The sequence below is a fragment of the Streptomyces sp. NPDC087215 genome, assembly GCF_044744885.1.
GTDB lineage: Bacteria > Actinomycetota > Actinomycetes > Streptomycetales > Streptomycetaceae > Streptomyces.
In genome coordinates this window covers 449,378-469,513 of sequence record NZ_JBIUZD010000001.1, presented here as the reverse complement: position 1 = coordinate 469,513, position 20,136 = coordinate 449,378, and the positions used below count along the sequence as shown (strand labels likewise).

The 20,136-nt window shown below is 69.6% G+C and carries 19 protein-coding genes, 1 pseudogene and 1 CRISPR repeat array (1 of these 21 running past the window's edge); of the genes and pseudogenes, 5 read left to right on the top strand and 15 right to left on the bottom strand.

Annotated elements, in window-relative coordinates; translation table 11 throughout:
- A CRISPR array of direct repeats spans positions 1–108; the repeat unit is 29 nt; unit sequence CGGAACACCCCCGCTCGCGCGGGGACCAC (it extends 1,629 nt beyond the left edge of the window).
- A 389-nt stretch (positions 109–497) separates the two neighbouring features.
- On the top strand, positions 498–1,097 hold the full coding sequence (locus tag ACIO92_RS01980; protein WP_366444329.1) for a hypothetical protein: 600 nt from the start codon (positions 498–500) through the stop codon (positions 1,095–1,097).
- A 671-nt stretch (positions 1,098–1,768) separates the two neighbouring features.
- Here ACIO92_RS01980 and ACIO92_RS01975 read toward each other — a convergent pair.
- Both ACIO92_RS01975 and ACIO92_RS01970 read right to left on the bottom strand, forming a co-directional pair.
- A pseudogene (locus tag ACIO92_RS01975) lies at positions 1,769–1,856 on the bottom strand.
- Positions 1,857–1,891: 35 nt separating this feature from the next.
- Positions 1,892–2,596 (bottom strand): hypothetical protein, encoded by a 705-nt coding sequence (locus ACIO92_RS01970; RefSeq protein WP_366444330.1) that lies wholly within the window; start codon positions 2,594–2,596, stop codon positions 1,892–1,894.
- An 813-nt stretch (positions 2,597–3,409) separates the two neighbouring features.
- Between ACIO92_RS01970 and ACIO92_RS01965 the strand changes: the two genes are divergently transcribed.
- The 4 genes from ACIO92_RS01965 (at position 3,410) to ACIO92_RS01950 (ending at position 6,944) form a co-directional block, all read left to right on the top strand.
- Positions 3,410–4,288: a DUF5655 domain-containing protein gene (locus tag ACIO92_RS01965; RefSeq protein WP_401236276.1), complete on the top strand. Its 879-nt coding sequence runs from the start codon at positions 3,410–3,412 to the stop codon at positions 4,286–4,288.
- 798 nt (positions 4,289–5,086) lie between these two features.
- Complete coding sequence (locus ACIO92_RS01960) at positions 5,087–5,248, top strand: hypothetical protein (protein ID WP_366444332.1); 162 nt, start codon at positions 5,087–5,089, stop codon at positions 5,246–5,248.
- A 169-nt stretch (positions 5,249–5,417) separates the two neighbouring features.
- Positions 5,418–5,933 carry a hypothetical protein gene (locus ACIO92_RS01955; protein WP_366444333.1) on the top strand — a complete coding sequence of 172 codons (516 nt, stop codon included), beginning with the start codon at positions 5,418–5,420 and terminating at the stop codon, positions 5,931–5,933.
- A 183-nt stretch (positions 5,934–6,116) separates the two neighbouring features.
- Positions 6,117–6,944, top strand: coding sequence for an SAM-dependent methyltransferase (locus tag ACIO92_RS01950; protein WP_366444429.1), 828 nt, complete (start codon positions 6,117–6,119; stop codon positions 6,942–6,944).
- Here ACIO92_RS01950 and ACIO92_RS01945 read toward each other — a convergent pair.
- The 13 genes from ACIO92_RS01945 to ACIO92_RS01885 form a co-directional block, all read right to left on the bottom strand.
- A complete protein-coding gene (locus tag ACIO92_RS01945; protein WP_366444334.1) occupies positions 6,925–7,854 on the bottom strand; it encodes a DUF5753 domain-containing protein in 930 nt (309 codons plus the stop codon). The two genes, ACIO92_RS01950 and ACIO92_RS01945, sit on opposite strands and share 20 nt — an antisense overlap.
- Before the next feature lie 89 nt (positions 7,855–7,943).
- Positions 7,944–8,177: a DUF397 domain-containing protein gene (locus ACIO92_RS01940; protein WP_366444335.1), complete on the bottom strand. Its 234-nt coding sequence runs from the start codon at positions 8,175–8,177 to the stop codon at positions 7,944–7,946.
- A gap of 303 nt (positions 8,178–8,480) precedes the next feature.
- On the bottom strand, positions 8,481–9,767 hold the full coding sequence (locus ACIO92_RS01935) for a DUF317 domain-containing protein (protein ID WP_366444336.1): 1,287 nt from the start codon (positions 9,765–9,767) through the stop codon (positions 8,481–8,483).
- Positions 9,768–9,785: 18 nt separating this feature from the next.
- Complete coding sequence (locus ACIO92_RS01930) at positions 9,786–10,895, bottom strand: DnaB-like helicase N-terminal domain-containing protein (RefSeq protein WP_366444337.1); 1,110 nt, start codon at positions 10,893–10,895, stop codon at positions 9,786–9,788.
- On the bottom strand, positions 10,895–12,193 hold the full coding sequence (locus tag ACIO92_RS01925) for a DNA cytosine methyltransferase (RefSeq protein WP_366444338.1): 1,299 nt from the start codon (positions 12,191–12,193) through the stop codon (positions 10,895–10,897). The genes ACIO92_RS01930 and ACIO92_RS01925 overlap by 1 nt, the downstream gene beginning before the upstream one ends.
- 497 nt (positions 12,194–12,690) lie before the next feature.
- Positions 12,691–12,888 (bottom strand): hypothetical protein, encoded by a 198-nt coding sequence (locus ACIO92_RS01920; RefSeq protein ID WP_366444339.1) that lies wholly within the window; start codon positions 12,886–12,888, stop codon positions 12,691–12,693.
- Positions 12,889–13,563: 675 nt separating this feature from the next.
- Complete coding sequence (locus tag ACIO92_RS01915) at positions 13,564–14,085, bottom strand: hypothetical protein (protein ID WP_366444340.1); 522 nt, start codon at positions 14,083–14,085, stop codon at positions 13,564–13,566.
- Positions 14,086–14,278: 193 nt separating this feature from the next.
- Positions 14,279–15,277 (bottom strand): hypothetical protein, encoded by a 999-nt coding sequence (locus tag ACIO92_RS01910; protein ID WP_366444341.1) that lies wholly within the window; start codon positions 15,275–15,277, stop codon positions 14,279–14,281.
- Positions 15,267–16,085: a hypothetical protein gene (locus ACIO92_RS01905; protein ID WP_366444342.1), complete on the bottom strand. Its 819-nt coding sequence runs from the start codon at positions 16,083–16,085 to the stop codon at positions 15,267–15,269. The genes ACIO92_RS01910 and ACIO92_RS01905 overlap by 11 nt, the downstream gene beginning before the upstream one ends.
- Positions 16,082–16,657 carry a DUF317 domain-containing protein gene (locus tag ACIO92_RS01900; protein ID WP_366444343.1) on the bottom strand — a complete coding sequence of 192 codons (576 nt, stop codon included), beginning with the start codon at positions 16,655–16,657 and terminating at the stop codon, positions 16,082–16,084. Before ACIO92_RS01900 ends, ACIO92_RS01905 begins: the two co-directional genes overlap by 4 nt.
- Before the next feature lie 193 nt (positions 16,658–16,850).
- Positions 16,851–17,660 carry a hypothetical protein gene (locus tag ACIO92_RS01895; RefSeq protein ID WP_366444344.1) on the bottom strand — a complete coding sequence of 270 codons (810 nt, stop codon included), beginning with the start codon at positions 17,658–17,660 and terminating at the stop codon, positions 16,851–16,853.
- 64 nt (positions 17,661–17,724) lie between these two features.
- A complete protein-coding gene (locus tag ACIO92_RS01890; protein WP_366444345.1) occupies positions 17,725–18,081 on the bottom strand; it encodes a hypothetical protein in 357 nt (118 codons plus the stop codon).
- Between the two features lie 248 nt (positions 18,082–18,329).
- Positions 18,330–20,123, bottom strand: a complete 1,794-nt coding sequence (locus ACIO92_RS01885) for a TraM recognition domain-containing protein (RefSeq protein WP_366444346.1) — start codon at positions 20,121–20,123, stop codon at positions 18,330–18,332.
- Between the last annotated feature and the right edge of the window lie 13 nt (positions 20,124–20,136).

Sequence of the window (20,136 nt, the reverse complement as noted above, 5' to 3'; positions counted from 1 at the left end):
GACCTGCAAGGGGGGCAACGGAACACCCCCGCTCGCGCGGGGACCACGTCCAGTCCACCCGCCTGGAACTCATGGGCTCCGGAACACCCCCGCTCGCGCGGGGACCACCCTTTCTGAGCTGGGCTTTCAGGGGGCCTTTGCTTGTTCTTTGCTTTTGAGGTCTCTGGTGGTCATGTGGCTATCCTCGCAGACTCGATGTCTCGTCGTGGGCCGCTCGGGAAGGCCTCTCGCGGGTTGGCGGCGGTTGGTTCGGCCGCCTCCGGGGGTAGCGGCCTGGAGTGTTCGCGGGAGCGCACATGTCGCCTCCGCGTTCGTTCGTTCATGCTGTCGTCCGGTCGCAGCCGCGCTGAGCCGCATGGTTTCCGGCAGAAGTGGGGTGCGGAATCAGACATTCTGACGGTGGGCGGGTTGCTCCGAGCTTGGAGTCCCCGCAGGGTCGGTGGACGTGCGGCGTCCGGGCGGCGGGGGTCGTTTCGATCATTGAGGGGACGTACGGGATGACGCGTCGACGTGGTGGATGGCGGAAGGCCGCCGTGGGGGTGGCCGCCCTCGCGGCCGTGCTCGGCGGAGCCTGGCCCGCCTCGGCGGTCGTGGCGCCCGGGTTCCTCGACCCGGCCGACATGCCGCCGGATCAGTTCTCGGCCTGGTACTGGTCGGGGTACCCCTCGGAGGGATTCGCCCAGGCCCTCTGTACGGACACCCTGCCGCTGCCCGAGCAAGGTGTGTGGAGCGCCGCCTACTCCACCCCGGAGACCGGGAGCGGCAGGCAGGTCTCGGTGGTCCTGCCGTCCGAGGCGGAGGCCGTCGCGTTCGCCGCGCAGGCCGACCAGGTGGTGGCGGGCTGCGCGGCGCGCCGCGAGCAGGAGAACCCTGGTGTCGCGTACACGTTCACCGATCACGGTGCGGTCGTCGTGGAAGAGGGCGCCCATGTCTACGGCCTCGGTTTCCAAGGCGGTTGGGGGTACCAGAACCAGTTGATCGGCGTCGGGCGCGACGGTGACACCGTGACGTTCGTGACCTGGGAGAGCGGCTGGGGTGCCCCGCCGGTCGCCGACTTCAAGGAGACCGTGCGGACGGCCGTCAACAAGCTGCGTTGACGGGTTGCTTCGTCCGTCTCCGGCTCTGGCGGATGTGCCACCCGGGTGCGGGCCTTCCGGGGCCCGTCGCCCGGACACCGGCCGGTGACCGGCGCCGAATCCCGCATTACGGGGTGGGTGCCTGCTCCCGTATACGGCAGGGATCCTTCACGCGCGCCTGATGCGCTGGACGCTACCTGCACGCACCCGCTCCAAGGGCTGCTCTGATGGGGTCCTGAACCCCTACGGGACGACCTTGGGACCGGCTGAGGACGGTCCTCGGCCGATACGGCGGATGGCGGCCCGCCGAGGCATTCCGATCTGCTCGATCTGCTCGATCTGTTCGAGGTCGCGGAGCGAACGAGGGTGAGGGTGAGGGCGCTCACCTGGAGTGTGGCGTCGGCTGAGAGAAAAGGAGCGGGTCCGGGGGCGTAGCCTGCCCCCGGACCCTGTCGGTGCCGCTCACATCACACGCCGGCACACTTGAGGACCCGGGTCATTCGTCATTGCGTCGCGTCCTGCCCTTGGACCACCGCCGATCGAGCTCGGCGGACCAGATTCGAACTGGCATTTCGACGCACCAGGGCCCGGGCCCGGTCGATCCGGCGATGAGCGGCGCATCTGAGTCTGGAGCAATAGTCTGAGATTGACCGCGGTCTGCCTCTGCCTGGTTGGGCCATCCCGGCGGGAAGTGCCGGGAGGAGGACTCGAACCTCCACTGGAACCGCGGATGTCACGACAAGGCTCAGCTTCAGCTTTGCGCTCCTCGCGCACCCCGGCCGTCATCCGTGGCCGGGGAGTCTGTGGTGTCCCGGCTACCCGAAGAGGTAGCCGAAGACGGCGTCGCCGACCCGCTGGTCGGTGACCTCGGCGCCGTTCGCCTCCTCGCGGGCGAACTTCACCGCCTGCTGGAGCTTCTCCACCCGTTCCAACAGCTCGTTGACCCGGCGAGCGGGCAGCGCCCCCGAGAACTTCACCGTGGTCCAGTAACCGACGGGCACGTCCTCGTAGTACACGTCGACCTGCGCCGGGTGCTTCTCCGTCGCCTCCGCCTTCACATGGTTGCGCGGCACCTTCTTCGTACGGACCGTACGGACGACCTCGGTCTTCCACGCGTCCGTCGAGGGGTCCTGCGTCCACGACTCGGCGGCGTCGAGCACCGGAAGCTTGCGGACGAAGGTGTTGATGTCCGTCAACTGCTTCTCCAGGAACAGCAGATACGAGACGGGTACGCCTTCGACGAGCACGCGCCCGTCCACGGAGACGTCCGCCCGCGCGTCGCAGTTCGCCCAGTCCTTGGTGGCCGTCACGTCGAACAGCCGGGTCAGCGCCCGCGCGGTGTCCCGCAGCGCGTCCTCGGCCTTGACCTGCACCAGCGTCGACTCGGGCGGCAGCTGCTCGCCGTCCTCGTCCTTCGGCTGGTACGTACGGGAGATGCCCGCGAGCAACGCGGGCTTCTGCAGGCCGTGATGAGCCGAGGTCAGATCCTGGTGCGCCCGGGACTTGACGCCCTTCTCCACGGCGATGATCTGGTTCGGAGACGTTCGAGAATCGCGTGATTCGCTTCAGGCTGGTGCGAGCTGTCTGACCTGCGAGAACATCAACTTGGAGCCCTCGCCTCGGCGAGGCTCGTCTCAAAATTGTCTCCGGAGTTCGGGGGTGAGGGCGGTGGGTTGATCAGGACGCGGGTGCGGGCGTCGAGTTCCTCGGTGAGTCCGAGAACGGCCCGGTGGTGCTGTTCGGGGTCGAGCGCGGGCTCACACGAACCGGCGACAGGTTCGCAGGCTGGGCGGTGGACGAAGGCGTGGGCCTTGGTGTCGGCCTGCGGGCCGCCTGCTGGCGTTGGTGGAACCTCACAGAGTGACGTGAAGCACTGTCCTGTGCGGGACGTCGGCGAGTTCCGCTTCAATGTGTAGTGGCTGACATACCACCACGTTGTTGATCTGGCAAACATGCAGGTCAAATGGGGTCCGGCTCTTCGGGGTCGGGCCCCTTTGTTTTCCCCGTGCTGGGATGGTGCTGGGATGGCTGACCCCTCGTCACCTGTCATCACCCCTGCTCACCTCTACCGTGCTGGGTTCGTGCTGGATCTGGCTCGCAGCCGCTTCTGGCGCAGTCAGTGCGGACTTGCACGCGGACTGGTCGGGATTGGGCTGGGGCATCAGTGGCGAGGCCCATGGCTGCTGTGAGATCGCTTCGTGTGTGACGAGGGGATCCGGGCGGGAGGCGTGACTGGTAGCAGGGCATCGGGGGTGTGATGGCCTTGCGGGGTGACCTCTGCGGAAATAGGCGAGCTCCCTTCGGCGTTGAGCCTGGTCCGTACCGAGGGGGAGGTGTTGGAGCTGCGGTTGTTCCACGCGATGGATGGCGGAGCGCGCGAGATCGCGCCCCGTCTCGCTGCCACGGAGGCCTGCGTGCAGCGGCTCGTCGAGGCCAGCATGAAGACGCTGCTCGGCGTGACGTTTCTTGCGTCGGAGTACAGCACGGGCCCTGTGCATGCGGGCAGGATCGATTCGCTGGGTCTGGACGCGAACGGGGCGCCCGTCGTGGTCGAGTACAAGCGCGGCACGGACCCGGGGGTGATCAACCAGGGGCTGTTCTACCTGAGCTGGCTGATGGACCACCGGAGCGAGTTCGAGCACCTGGTCCGCGATCGGCTCGGGGCGACCGCCGCGGCACAGGTGCTGTGGAGCGGGCCCCGGCTGATCTGCGTGGCCGGCGACTACACCCGCTACGACCTCCACGCCGTACGCGAGCACAGGCGCAGCATCGACCTCGTCCGCTACCGTTTCTTCGGCGCCGACTTCATCGGCCTGGAGACCCTGGCCGCAGCCACCGGGCGCCCGACGCAGAGCAGACCGGTCCGGCGTACCGGCCTGGAGCGTGCGCTGCGTGGCAGGATGGCCGATCTGGCGGCAGCGGCGGACGAAGTCCTCCTCGGCCTTGGTGACGGCATCACCAAGGTGCAGCGCAAGCATTACAACGCCTACCGGCGGCTGCGCAACTTCGCGAGCGTCTGCCCGCCCCAGCGGACCAAGGTCCACGTCTATCTCACGCTCGACCCGGCCGAGATCGACCTCGTCCCCGACTTCACCAGGAACGTGCGGGGCCTGGGCCATCACGGAACGGGCGACCTGGAGGTACGACTGCGAACCGAAGCGGACCTGGAGCGCGCCCGGGAACTGTTCCGCGCCAGCTACACGGCGGCCTGAAGACCGAAAGCCGTGTGGGCGCACAGCGTCCTCGGTGCTGTCCGTTTTCGGATTCTGTGCTGTATGGGGTCCTTTCGGAGTGCGGGCAGGACACGGCGGTGGAGTATCCAGCATCCGGGTAATCCCCGGTTAGGCTAACCGGGGATTACCCGCTACCCTTCGCCGCTCACGAAATCTGGGAGTGGCGAACCGCTCCCGTGTGCAACGGGTGCTGGCGTAATTCCTGAGGATCCGGGATGGCGAGCCCGACGTCGGCCTTGTCCGAGAGGGGGCTCGGACGATCGAGACCGACCTCTGGTGCGGGCTCGCATCCGACGGGCAGGCGCGGAAAGTTTCTATGCCTCCGGCAACAATCCGAGCAGGAGACTCGAAAGGGTGAAGGCTGTGCGGCGTGTTGATTCCTGTTTCAGTGGTGAGTGAATAATTTCGTGACGGAGTGCGGCCAGAATGGTTCGCATTGTGATGCCTTTTGTTCGCGGTGGGTTCGAATGAAAAGGCGGGGGGCGAGTTGCGGACGCCTCCCTGCGGATTTCCAGACTCCACTTTCATGGTTTCTGTCCCGTGATGGGCTCCGCAGGGCGGGACTAGCGTTCGTTGCGGCACCGGAAAGGGCCCCGGGTTGGTGTGGTGTCAGCACCGGAGCCCTTGCCGTCGTGCCGCAACGCACCCTGACGTTAGGAAAAGGGCATGATGCAACACGTCCGCCGAAAGCTCGCGTGGATTCTCCCGGCGGCGCCAGACATTAGCATTCCGCTTTCTGTCGTCCTGCAAACAGGCGTGGCGAGCGCGAGCGTGACCATGACGACGCTCCGGTTCGGCTCTCTGCTGACGCTCGGCGTCATCGTGGCCCCCGTGTACTGGCAGCAGGCCGTCCCCACGCAGGTCCTGCTCGGGCTGAGCTGCGCTGCCGCGCTGGACCGCAGCGGGGTGGTGCGCCTCAAGGTGCGGCGCTCCAGCTGACGCCTCCTCGCTCGTCCACGGCGGCGGGCCGTCGCCCCGAACGCAGGGGCGGCGGCCCGCCGCCGGGTTCCGCTCGCCCTCTTCTGCCCGCGCGAGGCGTCGGGCCTGTTCGCGCGGGCGCTCGCTCCTGCGTCGCCGGCCTGCATTCCGTGCCCTACTCAGCTGCGAGATGACCACGATGCTGCGACCCGCTTCCCTCCAGCCCGGTACTGCGCCGTATCCGAGGCTCGGTCCGCTCCTGCCCGGTGTCGGCCGGGTGCCTGGTGCCGAGGCTGCCTTCGCAACCTTCTGCCGCGAGCACGAAGAGGTCTACCGCCGCTATGCCGATGCCGTCACCGGCGATCCTGCGACGGGTGAGCGCGTGGTCCGTGCGGCGTTCCTTGAACTCCGCGCCCAGTGGTTCACCGCGCTGCGGAGCCCGGCGCCATCAGCTCTCGCCTGGACCCTGCTGTGCGCCACCTCGGCGACTAGTCGAACGGTCACCATGCGAGCGCTTGAGCGAGCCCTTGATTCACGCCAGGTGGACGCCCTCGTCCTGCGTCACCGGCTGGGCTTGACTTCCCAACAGGCGGCCCACGCGATGGGACTCACCCCCGCCGCATTCGAACTGCTCAGGCGCAGTGCCCTGCGCCGAGCCGCGACCATACCCGCCACTGCGCATATGCCTCCGTCGGATGCGCTCTGAGCAGGTGAGTTGTGCGCCGGAGCACTTCCGGCCAGACCGGAGAGTGATCCGCTCCCTAAAGTTTCACTGGTCGGCGAAAGCGGGTAGCTGTCGACCGGACCGGCCTCCTAGCATGGGCGCTTCCACCCTCGGGAAACGGCGGCACTAGCGGGGTGCGCGCGGCCGGGTAAGTGTGGGGAGCAGATCATTCTTGACATCAGTAAGCCCAGCGTCGCGCGGATGTATGATCATCTTCTCGGTGGCACTGACAACTACCGGGTAGACCGCGATGCCGTTCGGGACTTGCTCGCGATGGCGCCCAGTACACGCGAACTGGCGCTCGTGAACCGGGCCTTCCTCGTGCGGGTGGTGCGGTATCTCGCCCGCGCGCACGGCATCCGCCGTTTCCTCGATCACGGCTCCGGGTTACCCACCCGGCCCAACGTCCACCAGGTGGCCCAGGAGGTCGACCCGTCGAGTGAGGTCGTCTACATCGACAACGATCCCACCGTCCATGCCCACGGCCGCGGGATGCTCGCCGAGGACCCGGCCACGACGGCCGTACTGAAGGCGGACTTCCGCGATACCGACGAGATCTTCGACAGCCCCGAGGCCAGGCGCCTGCTGCGGGACGACGAACCGGTGGCCGCGCTCTTCGTCTCGGTGCTGCACTGCATTCCCGACAGCGACGACCCCTGGGCCCTGGTCCGGCGCGTGGCCGAACGCCTCCCCGCAGGCAGCTTCCTCGTCGTCTCGCAGCTCGCCAGCGACGATGCTCAGCTCCGTTCCCAGATCACCGACTTCATGGCGCAGACCACCGGAGGCAAATGGGGCCAGGTCCGCTCGATAAGCGAGGTCAACCGTCTCTTCGAAGGCTTCGAGCTGCTGGACGATGAGCAGCCGCGTGAAGTCTCCCTCTGGAAGCCCGACAGCGACCTGACGCCCAGGCAGCGAGGCAAGGAGTGGGTGGAGTACGGCGGAGTCGCGAGAATCGGCCGACGGGGCCCGGCGGCTAGTCGACGAGGCGCTTGATGTACCGCTCGATGGTGTCCATCGAGTCCTGCTTGCCCAGAGCCCGCCCCCACAGGTCGTCGAGAGCTGCCTGGTACATCTCGACATCATCCTCTTCGAGGAGCAGCTCGCCGCCGCGGTTCCTGGCCTCCAGGTAGACCGCGCGGCTGTCCGAGTCCTCGTGCGGCTTGAGTAGAACGATCGAGGGATGGAGGGCTCCGCCCGAGCCGGGCACGATCCGCACATGGACGTCCGCCCGGTTCTCGGCGAGGTTGAACAGGTGCCGGAGCTGTTCCCGGAACACCGTCCTGCCGCCGACCTCCATCGCCAGCACGGTCTCCGCGATCATCGCCTCGAAGATCGGGCCGTCCTCCTCCTCCAGGAGGGTCTGGCGCTGCAGTCGGACATCCAGCCGCCGGGCGATCAGGCTCTCAAGTATGCGCTTGCGCTCGGGGTTGTGCTGGGCACGGGTGAAATCCGTCATGACGGCTTTGGCATAGAGGCGGGTCTGGAGCATCCCGGGGATACCGCTCTCCTGATAGGTGCGGATCACCTTGGAGACGGCCTCCATGGCCAACAGGCCAGCCAGCGGCTCGTCCACGATGTCCGACGACTGCGCCCAGGCCGGCGCACCGTCGATACGCCGGAGGCTGCGCTCGGCCTCTTCGATGGCCCAGGGCGGCGCGCCGCACGCGCGGAGAAACTCCGTGACCCTCGCGGGATCCTGCTTTATGGCGCCCGTCTCGTACTTGCTCAGCGTCGGTACGGAACCCATCTTGGGCACCCTCTGGAGGGCGTCGCTCTGACTCCAGCCCATGTTCCTGCGATGGAACCGCATCATGGCGCCGACAGACCGCGCCACTGGGTGTGGCGCGGCCTTCGGTGCCTTCTTTCCCTGTCCGCCAGGAAAGTGGGCCAGTTGTCCGGACATGTGTTCACTCCTCGTGGCCGACGTTCTCGCCGTCCTGCGAGCAGCATTATTCGTCCGTTCGGCCCAGTGCAACCCCTGGCCAGAGAATTTCAGTCAGTCATCCAGTCAAATTCTCCCTTGGACGCTCCGTCCAGGAAAGCAGAAAGCTCGCCCTTTGTGAAGATCAAGGCCGGGCCCTGCGGGTCCCGAGAGTTGCTCATGGCGACACTTTCGCCGACCTCGGCAAGTAGAACGCACTCGCCGATCGCATCGCTCGCCTTGGCCTTCACCCAGTGCACGCCCGTCAGTTCGGTGGCGGCAATACCGTTGGGGATCTTGCTCACATCGCACCCGTCTTCCTGCTGCTGATCTGCAGCGATGTTCTGCCCGCGACGGCCGCATGCGTGGCCGTCCGTCTACTTTCACCGGGTGGCGAAAATTTCCCGGCCTGGTGAAAGTGATCAGGATTCTAGCCTCGGCGAGAGGGATTTCGCTGTCCCTCGAATGGGCGCTCCCTGGGAGGTGGAAATAATAAATATGAAAATAATACCGAGAGGGGGGTGGGCCATGAAGAATGGCCGAAGGGCGTCGATGTGAGCCGTGCTGAGGTGCCGTCGACGAATGCCCTCCGCAGCGACAGTACGTAGTCAGCGGTGATGGGTGTGCCTCTGGGCTCCGGCGGGCGGGAGCCGGAGAGCGGGGGGTGTCTGTAGTGCTGGGGCGGGCGCCAGAGGTGCGAGGTCGACGACCGTGCTGATGAGCTCGCCGACCAGGTCTTGCGGGGCGTTCCTGGAGAGGCGGATCGTCCAGGCGGCCCGGTCGAGGTCTGCTCCCGCGTGCAGGATCCACCGGCCTTCCGGCGCGGGAAGCACGTGACATGCCACGGTGGCCTGCCCGGTCGGTGCTGTCCAGGCTTCGTGGTTGTGGTGCCCGGCTTGGGTCCACGAGGCGGTCCGGAGGACCGTGGCCGGGTCGGCGATGGTGTGCGGCGGCCTGTCGAGGTGTCTGAGGATCGTTTCGATCAAGGCTACGGGTGTGCCGGCGGTGATGGTGGCGTGCCAGAGCCGTTCGCCGACGGGCCCGTCGTACTCGGCGATGGTCCAGGCGATGTCGGCGCGGTGCAGGGCTTCGTGGTCGAACTCGACGCGCACGGTGAGTGATTCGTGAGAGGCGATGGTTGTCTCGTCGAAGGGCCGGTACCGCTCCCACGGGGAGCCCGTCTCGAAGAGAGTCGCGAGAAGCGCTTCGTGATCGCCCGGTCCGGCGACAGCCACCGTGGGTGTGAGGTGCGGGGTCGGCTCCGTGGAGGCTGGCTCAGGGGCGGGCGCGAGAAGGTCTCGGAGAGCCTTCTCCTGGTCGGTGAGGGGGGCGGGGCCGGGGCGTACCGCGGCGCCGTTGAGGCGGTGGAACAGGCCGATGGCCTGCGTCTCGTCGGTGAAGCGTTCCGTCACCTGGCGGACGTGGTTCTCGCCGTGGAGGTGGATGTGCCGCTGGACGCCGGCCGTGTAGGTGCCGACGGCGACGGTGGTGTGGCCGTCGTGGGCGTGGAAGCGGATGATCAGACGTCCTGCGGCGATGTCGTCGTGGATGGCCTGTGCGGCGGCGCTCACCTCGCGGATCTCTTCCTGGGTGCACCAGGGGAAGGGGTGGTTGGCCCACTCCCACTCGGTGTCGGCCTCCTCCTGGAGGGCCGGGTCGACGGTCACGGTGAAGCCGTAGGAACGCAGGACCTCGGCGGTACGGACGGCGTAGTACGGCTCGTCCTGGTCGATGCGAGCCAGGACCATCGTGGCGCCTACCTTACGGAATCCGGCTCCGTGCAGCCGCTGTTCGGCGGCGTCGGCGGTCGTCCCTGAGCAGGTGGCGATCACGGCGGGCGGGCGGTCGGGGTGGAGCGCGAGACGGATGTGGGCGTCGGCGGGAGCGTGGGGCAACGCGGCGGTTCCTTCGTTCTACAGGGTGCGCCCGGCGGGGGAGCGGGTGCTGGGGGGAGACGTGGTGGGGGAGGTGAAGGGCGAGGGGTGGCGGGGGCCGGCGCGGGCGGCGGCCGGTCGGACGGCCGCTTCCCATCGGTGGCGCAGGGAGGTCAGGTCGGCAAGGGCCCGGCGGCTGACGGTGATCAGCTGGTGGCCGGTGGTCGCCGGGTTGTCGGTGCAGGCCGTGATCTGGGCGGCTGTGTGCCGGGCCCGGAGCAGCAGGGCGCGCTCGACGACCCGGGTGCCCCAGTAGTGGGGGTCGCCGAAGGGGTCCGACAGAAGTGCCAGGACATCCGACGGGACGATGCCGGGCACCCCGCGTGACGTCGCCTCCCACAGCACGGTCAGCGGGTCGACGGGCTCGCCCCGGCGGATGAGCGCGGTCACGCACTGCCACAGGCCCCCGAACGGGGGATGGGTGAAGTCGTCGGGTGTGAGCCAGCGGATCTCGCCCGCGGCCGGTGTCGCGATGGCGCTCGCGAGAAGGAGCTGTTCCTCGTCGAGGGCTTCGTCGGCGTTGTCCGGAACCGGGGGCGGCGGGACCTGGGTGCGGGGAAGGGAGCCCGCGTGCGGGGGGAACCGGGACGCGAGGCCGTCGAGCTCGCGGGTGAGGGCGTCGGCCGTGGCCAGGACGTGCCGGGCCCGGTCGGGCACCGTGGCGTCACCGGCGGCCCGGGCGAGCAGCCCGGCACCGAGACGAAGAGTGCGCCGGGCGTGCTCGGACCGGACCATCGACGCGTAGGCGCCCACGTGCCCGGTCCGGGGACAGGCGGAGATCAGCTGATGAAGATACACAGTCGTCAGCCCCCGCACCCGCGTACGCGCCTCCGCCTCAACGGCTCGCAGCCACTCCGCCCCGGCCAAGGGGGTCCCGTTGGCCGGGGCGGGCACCCGCAGGACTGCGGCGAGGACGGCCTGGTGCGCCGGGTGCTCCAGGAGGTCCGGGGAGAGGCTGGTGGTCTGGCTGAGGAGACCGGGGTCGAGGAGGAGGGCACCGAGGAGAGCCTGCTCGGCGTAGTGTGCGAGACCGCGTTCGGCTGCCGGTTCGTACGGCGCCGTGCCGTCGGGATCAGGACCGTGCGGCATCAGGCGGCCAGGTCGAAGTCGTCGCGGGTGAGGGTGACACCGAGGTGTGGGGCGAGCAGGTGCGCGGCGAGCCGCGGAGGGACCGCGTTGCCGATCTGACTGAACTGCTGGCCCTTGTTTCCCACCCACGGATAGTCGGCGGGGAAGGTCTGCAAGACCCCAGCCTCGACGGCCGTGATCCGGATTGGCTCCGGCACCACCGGCGAGTCCTCGGACGCAACCTCTCGCCCGGTGGAGGGCGGTTCGGCGACCCACGTGCACTCGTTGGCCCGATGCCCGAAGAACAGCGTTCCGGCCGGCTCCGTCACAGCCCGCACCGTCGCGTTGGCCTGGTTGTTGCTGCGCAGCGCCCAGGTCCACTGCCGGGCGTGGCTGGTGAATGTCGGTGCCGGCCTGTCCACCGGGGTGGCGTCGCGTGTGCCGTGCGGTGCGGTCCAACCTGCCCCGAGGAGCTGCGGTTTGACAGCGCTGTCTGCGGTGGTCGAGGGGGTCCAGGTGCCTCGGGTGCGGGCGTCGGTGAGAGCCTTGCGGGCGCCGGAGGGAAAGGGTTCGGGTCCACCTCCGGGTCCGCCGCCGGCGCAGACGGTGGGTACGGGGCGGTCGGTGGCGCCCCAGCCGAGTGCCTTGGCCATGGACACCCACCGGTCGCGGCCCGGCCCGAACAGAGATTCGGGCTCGGCGGTGCGGGCGTGCGTCGGCGGCGGGGGCTCGGCTGTGCGGACGCGGGAGGCGAGGAGGATCGCCCGGCGCCGGGTCTGCGGGACGCCGTAGTCGGCCGCGTTGAGGATCCCGGTCCAGACGGAGAAGCCCCAGGACCGCAGGACCTCTCCGTATTGCTTCCACAGCGGGAGGACGTCAGGGACTTCTTCCATCGCCACCCACTCCGGCTCGCCGGCCGTGTTCAGGGCGTGGAGGTAGCGCATCGGCTCCGCCGCGAGGAGGGAGCGTTCGTCACGGCAGGCGGGCAGGAGCTTCTCGCGGGTGTCGCGGCCGGCGGCGAGGTCGGCGACGGCTTGGTGGACGAGCGGCCGGTCGACCAGGCCGAGGCGCTTGCCCGCCATGGACCACGCCTGACAGGGCGGGGACGCGATGAACCCACGGGTCCGTCCGGCGAAGATCCAGGCCGGGTACATCGCCACATCCGTGCGGATGGTCAGCAGCCCGGCGGCGGCGCGCGTCCTGCATGCCCACTGGTCCCACTCCAGTCCGACGTCCCGGATACCGAAGCGGTGCAGGGGGACGCTCCACCCGCCCGGACCCGCGAACAGGTCGATCACGAGGTCGCGGCCCGTGATCACGCCGCCGGCCCGAAGCCGTCCTGGACCGTGACGGCTTTGCCGCGGCACGGCCAGGGTGAGCAGCCGTTGGCGACGCGGGCCCGCAGCCCGGAGACGACGTCCTCACCGAGGACGGCGCGCTTCGCCGCGGAGGCGTGGCGGAGGACCGGTATCCCGGCAGGGGCGGCTGTCTCGTGTTCAGGGCAGTCGGGATGCCTGGAGACAGAACCTCCTCCTGAGTCGGCGACGATCGCGCGGTCGGCCCTGAGGGGTATCGATTCTGTTGAGATGGAGGTGGAAATGGAATGTCCTTGGGCGAGGTGAGGGAGAGGTGGTGCGGCGTCTGGCGCGCGGGGGCGGCTCTCGGCTGGGTGGCCTTTTCCAACGGGCGGTGGGGCACCTGGTTCTGGAGGCGTGGGCACGGCGTGGTGCCGCAGCGTTGTCCAGGGGTGAGCTGGTGAAGAGCGTGCAGCGCGGGAAGGGGCTGGAAGGAAGACGCCGGGGAGGCGCTTCGACGGTCAGCGGGTGTGTGTCCGGGTGGGCTGGGCGGCTGTGGCGCGCGGGCGGGTGCCGGCGGGGGCGCGGCCGAGGCGTGAGGCGAGCGCGAGGCGTCCGGCCTCGGTGAGGTGGAGGCGGACTGTCTGTGCTCCGGGTACGGGGTGGCGTGCTTCGCGCAGGACCCAGTTCCGCGATTCCAGGGACCGGACGGTGGCCATCGAGAATCGGTCCAGGCGGTTTCCTCGGTTCCGGGGGTGTCGACCGTGACGTATCCGGACGCCGTCGCGTGCAGCGCGGCGTACTGCGAGGGCGACATCGGCTGCCCCTGGATGCTGGTATGACGGGGGCGCAGGGCGACTGCGAGGTCCGTGGCGGCGCGCAGGACGTCGGGTGCTGCCAACTCGGTCAGCATGCGCGCCTGCCGCAGGTGACGGCCGGCGTTGAGGAGGGCGTCGAGAATACGGCCGGGCGGGTGGGGCCGCTGTGCGCGTTCTTCGGGTGTCACCTCGGCGAGGTAGACGCTGGCCCACGTGAGATGTTCGTCGGCCATCTGGGCTTGGGCGGCCAGGAGACTCAGGCGGCTGAAGGCGTCCCGGAGAGTCGGGCTCATGTAGCCCGAGGCCTTGGCGAGCTAGGCCGACATCGCTTCCGTGGCTGCACGGAGGCTGCTGGCATGTTCTGCGAGGCCCTGGGCTCTGGCCGGGGCGTTCGGCTCACTGAACTGCAGGGTGGCGAGGTGGTCGCGGAACCGTGTCGTGTGTTCGGCGAGCGTGAGGAGGTAGGCGGAAGAGACGGTTGCTGTCATCTCGCGCTCTGCTTCGTGTGCGGCCGGGATGTTGGTAGACGTCGGAAGACCTCCGTTCAGGAACGTCCTGCTCGTGGGGGCGGATGCGTCAGCGGTTCTTCGCCGCGCGGGCTGCGGCGGAGGGAGCCGCAGGAGGAAGCGAGGCCAGCGCGGAGGCCACGGCGGGAGCGGCAGGGCGAAGGTGCGGGGACGCCAGCCGGTATGCCGTGTCGATGAGTTCGACGGACGCCGCTTCGAGGATCTCGTCGGCTGCCTGGCAGCAGCCGGTGACGGCCTCGTGGACGTGCTGGCGCGGGAGATCCAGGGCCGAGGGGCTGTCGCGGTGCGCGGGGTGGGTGGTGAAGTTGAAGTGCGCGATCTCGGCATGCATGCGGCCGAGTTCCGTCAGAGCCTCACCCAGCGGGGCCAGGACGAGGCTGTACGCCTTGAGCGCCGTCTTCGTCCGGTCCTGGGACAGGGTGGCCGCGCAGTCACTGATCTGGGCTGTCGCGGTGATGGTGATGCCGGCCAGATCGTCGATGCGCGCGGAGACGCCGGCCATGCCCGGGATCGCGGGTGCGGCGGGCAGCGCCCGGAGCTGGAACCGGACGCGGTCGATCCGGCTGGCCATGTCGTAGAGAGCGATTGCGTGATCGGTGCTGGTCAGAGGGGGGAACTCCTGAGGTGTGCGCCTCGACGGACAGACGGCGATGGCGGAAGCTGCGTGGGTGGAGGAAGCGGGGGGCGGGGCTGAGGCCGGCGGCCCCCGGAACCCTTTCGGGTGCGGGGGCTGGCCGTCACGGGACTGGGCGGGGCCGGTGGGGTCAGTGGCGGCGAAGGGCCGCGGAGGAGGGGTGTGCCGGGCGGGGGAGTCCGTGTGCCGGGGTTGGGGTGCCGGGCGGGTCTGGCTGCGGGTCCTGTGGTGCGAGGGGCCTTCGCACCGTGAGGAGGGGTGCGGGGGAGTTGTTGGTCGTGATGCCGAGGACGCGGTCGCCTGGGCGGAGCTGGCCGGCAGTGATCGTGATCAGGTCGTGCACCGCGGCGGGCTCGGCGTGCGGGGTCCACCCCAGTGCTCGGAGTGCGGATTCCAGCGGCTGGTCGTGCCGGGTGATGGCGTGCCGCAGGGTTCCGACGGGGATCTGAGTGTGCCGGGCCCAGTCCTCCAGGCCCATGCTGAGACCGTAGGCCCGGTGGGGAGTGCCGGTGCCCAGCGTCGAACGGCTCTCCGGCTCCTCGGTGATGGCCTGTTCGGGGTCCCACCCCTGGATGAGGCGCCGCCGGATGGTGGCGGTGGCGCAGTTGGCCCGGGGGTCGACGGCCCAGTGGCAGAGCGGCTTGGTCTCGCCGAAGGCCGTGATGTGCAGGGTGAAGTCGGGGCCGTCGGATCCCTTGAGCAGTGCCTCTTCGAAGGACATCCCGAACTTCGTGATCCGGCTGTAGAGCGTGTGGTACTTGATCCCGGACTGGTCCGCCCAGCCGCGCAGGGTCAAGGTCCTTCCCTGGTAGGTGTGTTCCAGTACCGGTTTGTCGTGGCGCTGGCGGGTGATGGCGTCCTCGGGCAGCCATCCCAGAGCGAGCCGCGTCCGCAGGGCTTCGCGGGTGACCGCACACCGCGGGTCGTCGGCCCAGCCGGTCAGGTTCCTGCTCTCGCCGAACGCGGCGATCGGTCCGCGGGCCAGTTCCCAGTCGTAGCGGTCGGCTCGGCGGTCCTTCGGCCAGGCGGTGCCCTGCGGTGCGGCGGTGTCGCCCGCAGGAGAGGCAGGGGAGGGCGGATCGGATGCTGGGCCCGGGTGCCGGGCGGTGGGGAGGGTGTCACCGGGCATGGGCGACGGCCTTCGGGGAAGCCGTGGCCGGACGTGGGTCCAGGGCGGTGCCGGAGGGGGAGGCGAGCGTGGCGGCGAGGACCAGGCGCCCCCGTGGTGAGAGTGCCACGCGGTGGGCGGCGGTAGCCGGGGCGAAGGGGTGGTGCTCGGTCAAGTCGCGCGTGCGGAGGGAGCGCAGGGTGGTGACGGACAGGCCGTGTGTGCCGCTGAAGACCACGGCGACGTCTTCTCGGACGGTGACCAGTCCGCGGGCGACAGCCCGGAGGGCGGTGTGCTGGGCGTTGCTCAGCCGGGCGCCTCGGACCGGCGGGCCGTGCGGCGAGGCCGTTGCTGAGCGGCGGCGCCGTGAGGCGCTGCGGGCGAAGTCGGCCGCGGCGTCGACAGCGTCACCGGCCGCGTGGCGGATCAGCTCCCGGGCCTGGCGGACTGGTTCGGCCACCTGCCGCAGCAGTTCCTCCTCCTCGTCACGGCTGCCGGGGCCTGCCGATTCGTACCGGCCGATCGCCGTGGTGAGCAGGCTGTCCGCGTTCGACGCGAGGAAGGCGAGCTGGGTGACGCGGCTGGCCGCGTAGACATCGTGGGCCAGATCTGCCTTGCGGTGGGTGTCGACGACCGTGCGGACATGGTGGGCGTGTTCCGCCAGCTCGGTCGTTCCCGCGAGATGCCGGTGCAGGTGCGGGCCCAGATTCGCGAACAGTGTGCTGTAGAGGGGTGCCTGACTGAGAGCGTCCTGCTGGCGGGTGAAATGCGCGGCGAGGCTGAGGAGATGGGCGGCGAGCGGCGTATCCGAGTCCGTGGGTTCGGTCATCGGCGGCGTCCTCCTCCCGGGGGGTCGAGCAGGCCGCCGAGGGCGTGCAGAAGCTGGGGGCCGAGCCCCCCGCCACCGGTGAGTGACGTCATCCGCGCCCGGCTGCGGGCCAGCTGCGGGATGTCGTCGAGGGAGCGCTCGACAGGGTCGGGCATGGAGAGGAAGGAGAGGAACTGCGCGGCGAGAGCCTTGGGGAGTTCGCCTGCGGTCCGGACGGACCATTCGGTGCCGACCCCGCCGTACACGGAGTGTTCCACCCGCCAGGGGAGGTCCGGTTCGTGGTGCATGGTGCAGTGCCCGTCAGGGGATGTGAACGATGTCCCCTTCCTGGACCAGCCGTTGAGTTCGGCGATCTCGGGGACGGAGTGGGCGGTGAGCGGGATGCGGTCGGCGTGCCGTGTGTCGCCCAGGAGCTGGGGAAGGACTTGTGTGACAGCGGCCAGGGCCTCCAGCGGGGTGTTGCGGGTCGCCGTGATGGTCCAGAACGGATCGTGATGCGCGATCGTCCACCAGGTCCCGTCAGGACTGCCCGGCACGAAGTCGAGCATCAGGTCACCGCCTGGGCTGTCCACGCTGATGCGCTCGGACGTGGGATCGGGGGTGTGCTTCCAGTCGAACAGGTGAATCAGAGGACCCAGGACGTCTGCGAATCGGTCGCCGGCTCCGGCCAGGTGCCGGGGTGATAAGAGGAAGCGCTTGGTGGGTCCGATATCTTTGGAAATGGGGATGTTCCTTCCTGAGGGGGTACGAGCGGAGGCTGGTCGGCTACCGCAAGGCGCCTGCCCGCGAGGGCTGGCTCGGAGGGCTGGCCGGTACGGGGACGGCGGTCGCCAGGGTGGTCGCGGGCCTGGCCGCCAGCAGAGTCCGGACCCCGGCGGAGGTGAGACGTACGCCGTACCGGTCCGTTTGGCCCGGCAGCGGGGTGAGGTCGACCAGGTCCTTGTCGACGAGCGCGTCGATGGTGGAGGTCCGCATACGGGCGCCCAGGGGAGTGAGGACCTCCCGGCGTCCGAGGCCCGACTGCCGGACGACGGCGTCGCTCTGGGCGAGGGAGGCGAGCCCCTTGCGCTGGGTCTCGGTGACCTTGACCGCCGTGCTGGCGCTCACGGCCCGGTCCTGTACGGCGCGGTCCTGGGCGTGGAGGTAGCCGTCGTGGCGCAGGAGGGCACCGGCGGCGTCCTGAATGGTTACCGGAGTCCTGGCCAGGGTGGTGCGGGTCTGTTCCAGCAGGCGCAGCGACGCTTCGGTGTCTCCGACGGAGAGGGCGGCGATGGTCCCGGCCGTGAGGGCGGCGGCCTTGGTCGTCATCTCCGTGAGGTGGCGGAGAAGGGCGACGGCCTGGCGTCCGTCCGCGGTGGTGGAGGCGTTGCTCAGGGCGGCTTGGGCCAGCAGTCCGCCGGCGAGGAGCGAGGTCTGGTGCACGATGCCTGCGGCCCGCACCGCGCCGGGGAGCCGATCGGCTGCGGAGCCGCGAAGGCGCTGCAGTGAGCCGAGTTCCGTCATGCCGGTCAACAGGCGGCGGGTGAGGGAGCCGAGGTCGTCGTTGTTCGGGGCAGAAGCGGGAGGGGATGTCAAAAGCGGTCCTTCGGTGTGCGGGAGGAGGCTGTCGGGAAGGCGTGCCGCGGCGATCGGCCAGGGGCTACCGGTGCCGGGTCTGCCCGGCGGGAGCGGTCGGCGCGCCGGGCACCGGTGTGGCGGTCACCCGGCCCTCCGCGAGAGCCCGCTCGATCCGGGGCCGGTCCTCGGCCTGGGCGACGGCGGAGGCCAAGCGGCGGGAGAGGTGCTGGGCGAGGCCGCCGTACTTGCGGGCGGCCTGGTCAAGCTCCACGACCGCGTTGGCGAGATAGTCGCGGCTGGTCTGGGCCGTCTCGTCGCTGTCCTCGTAGAGCAGGGCGTCGGTGCGGCCGGTGATGCCGGTGACGCAGTGGACGGCGGCGAGGGAGACCCTCAGGCTGGCCTCCGCGAGGTGCGCGAGGTTCTCATGGCCGTTCTTCATGGCGGCGTACTGGCTGGTCGAGAGGGTGTCGAGCTGCTGCAGACATCTGGCCGCCAGGTGATGAGTACGGACCGCTACCGGCGCGATCTCCCGTACGGGCCGGGAGATCTCCCCGGCCCGTACGCCTTCGATCTCGCTCCGCAGGTCGCGCAGTTCGCCGGGAAGGAGCCCGAGGAGCCGGGTCTGCTCGACGAGATCGATGATCTTCAGTGGTGTCTCCGGAGGCAGGGGTGTGGTGAGGGCGGGGGTTATGCGGCCTGGCCGAAGTCGTCCCTGTGCGGGCTCTGTTTGGCGACGGCGCGGGCGGTGATGGCCTTCGAGGCGTTTGCCGACGCGGTGCTGAGCTCTCCGGCGCCGGGCTCGGCGTACCAGGGGCGCAGGGTGAGCATCGCGACCCGCATGCCGGTGGCCAGGCACAGGGCGGATCCCTTGGGCAGGGCGCGGATCGCGTCGGGGGGAAGGATCCGCTCCTGCCGCATCGACACCGAGGTCGACTTGCCGGACTCGGAGGTGGAGGTGGAGGTGGTTGCGACGTCGTGGTCGCCGACCATCCGGCTCAGCTTGTCGGCGAAGTCCGGGTCGTCGATGCCGGACCCGATGACCTTCACGGTGGCGGCCGACCACATGGCATCCATGCCCGCATCCCCCCAGACCTTCTGGCCCTGCCGGTAGCTCTGCAGGATGGTGATGGGGATGATCCCTCGGGAGCCCAAGTGGCTGTAAAGGTCGGGCAGGTCACTGATCTTGCAGACGTTGGCGGCCTCGTCGAGGATCGCGAGCATCGGCGGGTCGAGCCGTCCGCCGGCGCGTTCTGCCTGGGCGGTCGCGGCCCGCATCACGGAGTCCGCGCAGGCGGCGATGAGCGCGGAGGCGCCGCCGCCTCCGTCCTTCGACAGCAGGAACAGGCTGTCGGTGGAGGTGACGAAGTCGGCCGGGCGGAACTCGGTGACGCCTTCCTGGGGCGTCACCCAGGCCGCGATCTCCGTGTTGAGGAGGGCGGAGGCGTACTGGCGGGCGGTCTCGTAGATTCCGTCCCGTGTCTCCGGGGGCCCTTCCACCGTGCCCTTGAGCTGGGAGGCGACGGCGGTGAACTTGTGGTCGCGCAGGATGTCGAGCGGACGCCGGTCGGCGGGGAAAGCCAACCACTGCATCACGTCGGTGATGGGCCGTTCGTCGAGCGCCGCGGCGAGGAACAGCTGAGCGAGGATGTTGCTGCCGGCCTTGGACCAGAAGTCGCCCTGCTGGGAGGCGTCGACGGAGGCGGCTAGGAAGTGCCCGGCCAGCCGCCCCGCGCCGTCCAACGTCTTGGCGCTGGCCAGCGGGTTCCACCACAGGGTCCGCGGGGCGTGCGCGATCTGCTGCGGGTCCATCGTCCAGACCCGCCCGACCCGCCCGCGCGCGTCGAGGCACGCGGTGAAAGCGTCGCCAGCCGCCTTGTTGGAGGTGAGCAGCACCGGGCCAGGCGCGGAGAGGATCGAGGGGATGGCGAGGGAGGTCGTCTTCCCGGACCGCGGTGCCATGATCGCGACGGCGACGTCCTCGAACCCCATCCGCACCTCCCGGCGGGTACCGGCGAGGTTGCCGAGCAGGATGCCGGCGTCGCGGGGTTCGATGTGCTGGGCGTTCTTCAGGCTCGGCCGCAGCGAGCGGGCCTTGGCCTCGACGGCCCTGGCGAGCAGCGGCTCGATGTCGCGGGCCGTGGCCATCCCGTCGACCTTCTTCCTGCCACCGCCCGCCCGGTTCTTGTACCGCAGCCACAGGGCTCCGGCGGCGACGCCGAGAAGCAGGGTCACCAGAACGGGGATGACGCGGGTGGTCAGCAGCAGTGACGTTTCTCCGGCCTTTGGCCAAAGCTGCTCGGGGCGCAGGAGAGCGTCCGTGGGCCGGTAGGGCGCCCATGGGCCGGTGTCTGCCGCCCAGGCGGCGATGTTGCCGCCGAGCCAGGCGATGGAGGCGAGAGGAAGACCGACGGCGAAGGCGGCGAGGAGCACCTTCAGGGCTATGTCATAGCCGTCGGAGCTGGAGGAGGGGGCGGATCGCAAGCGGAGGGTCCTT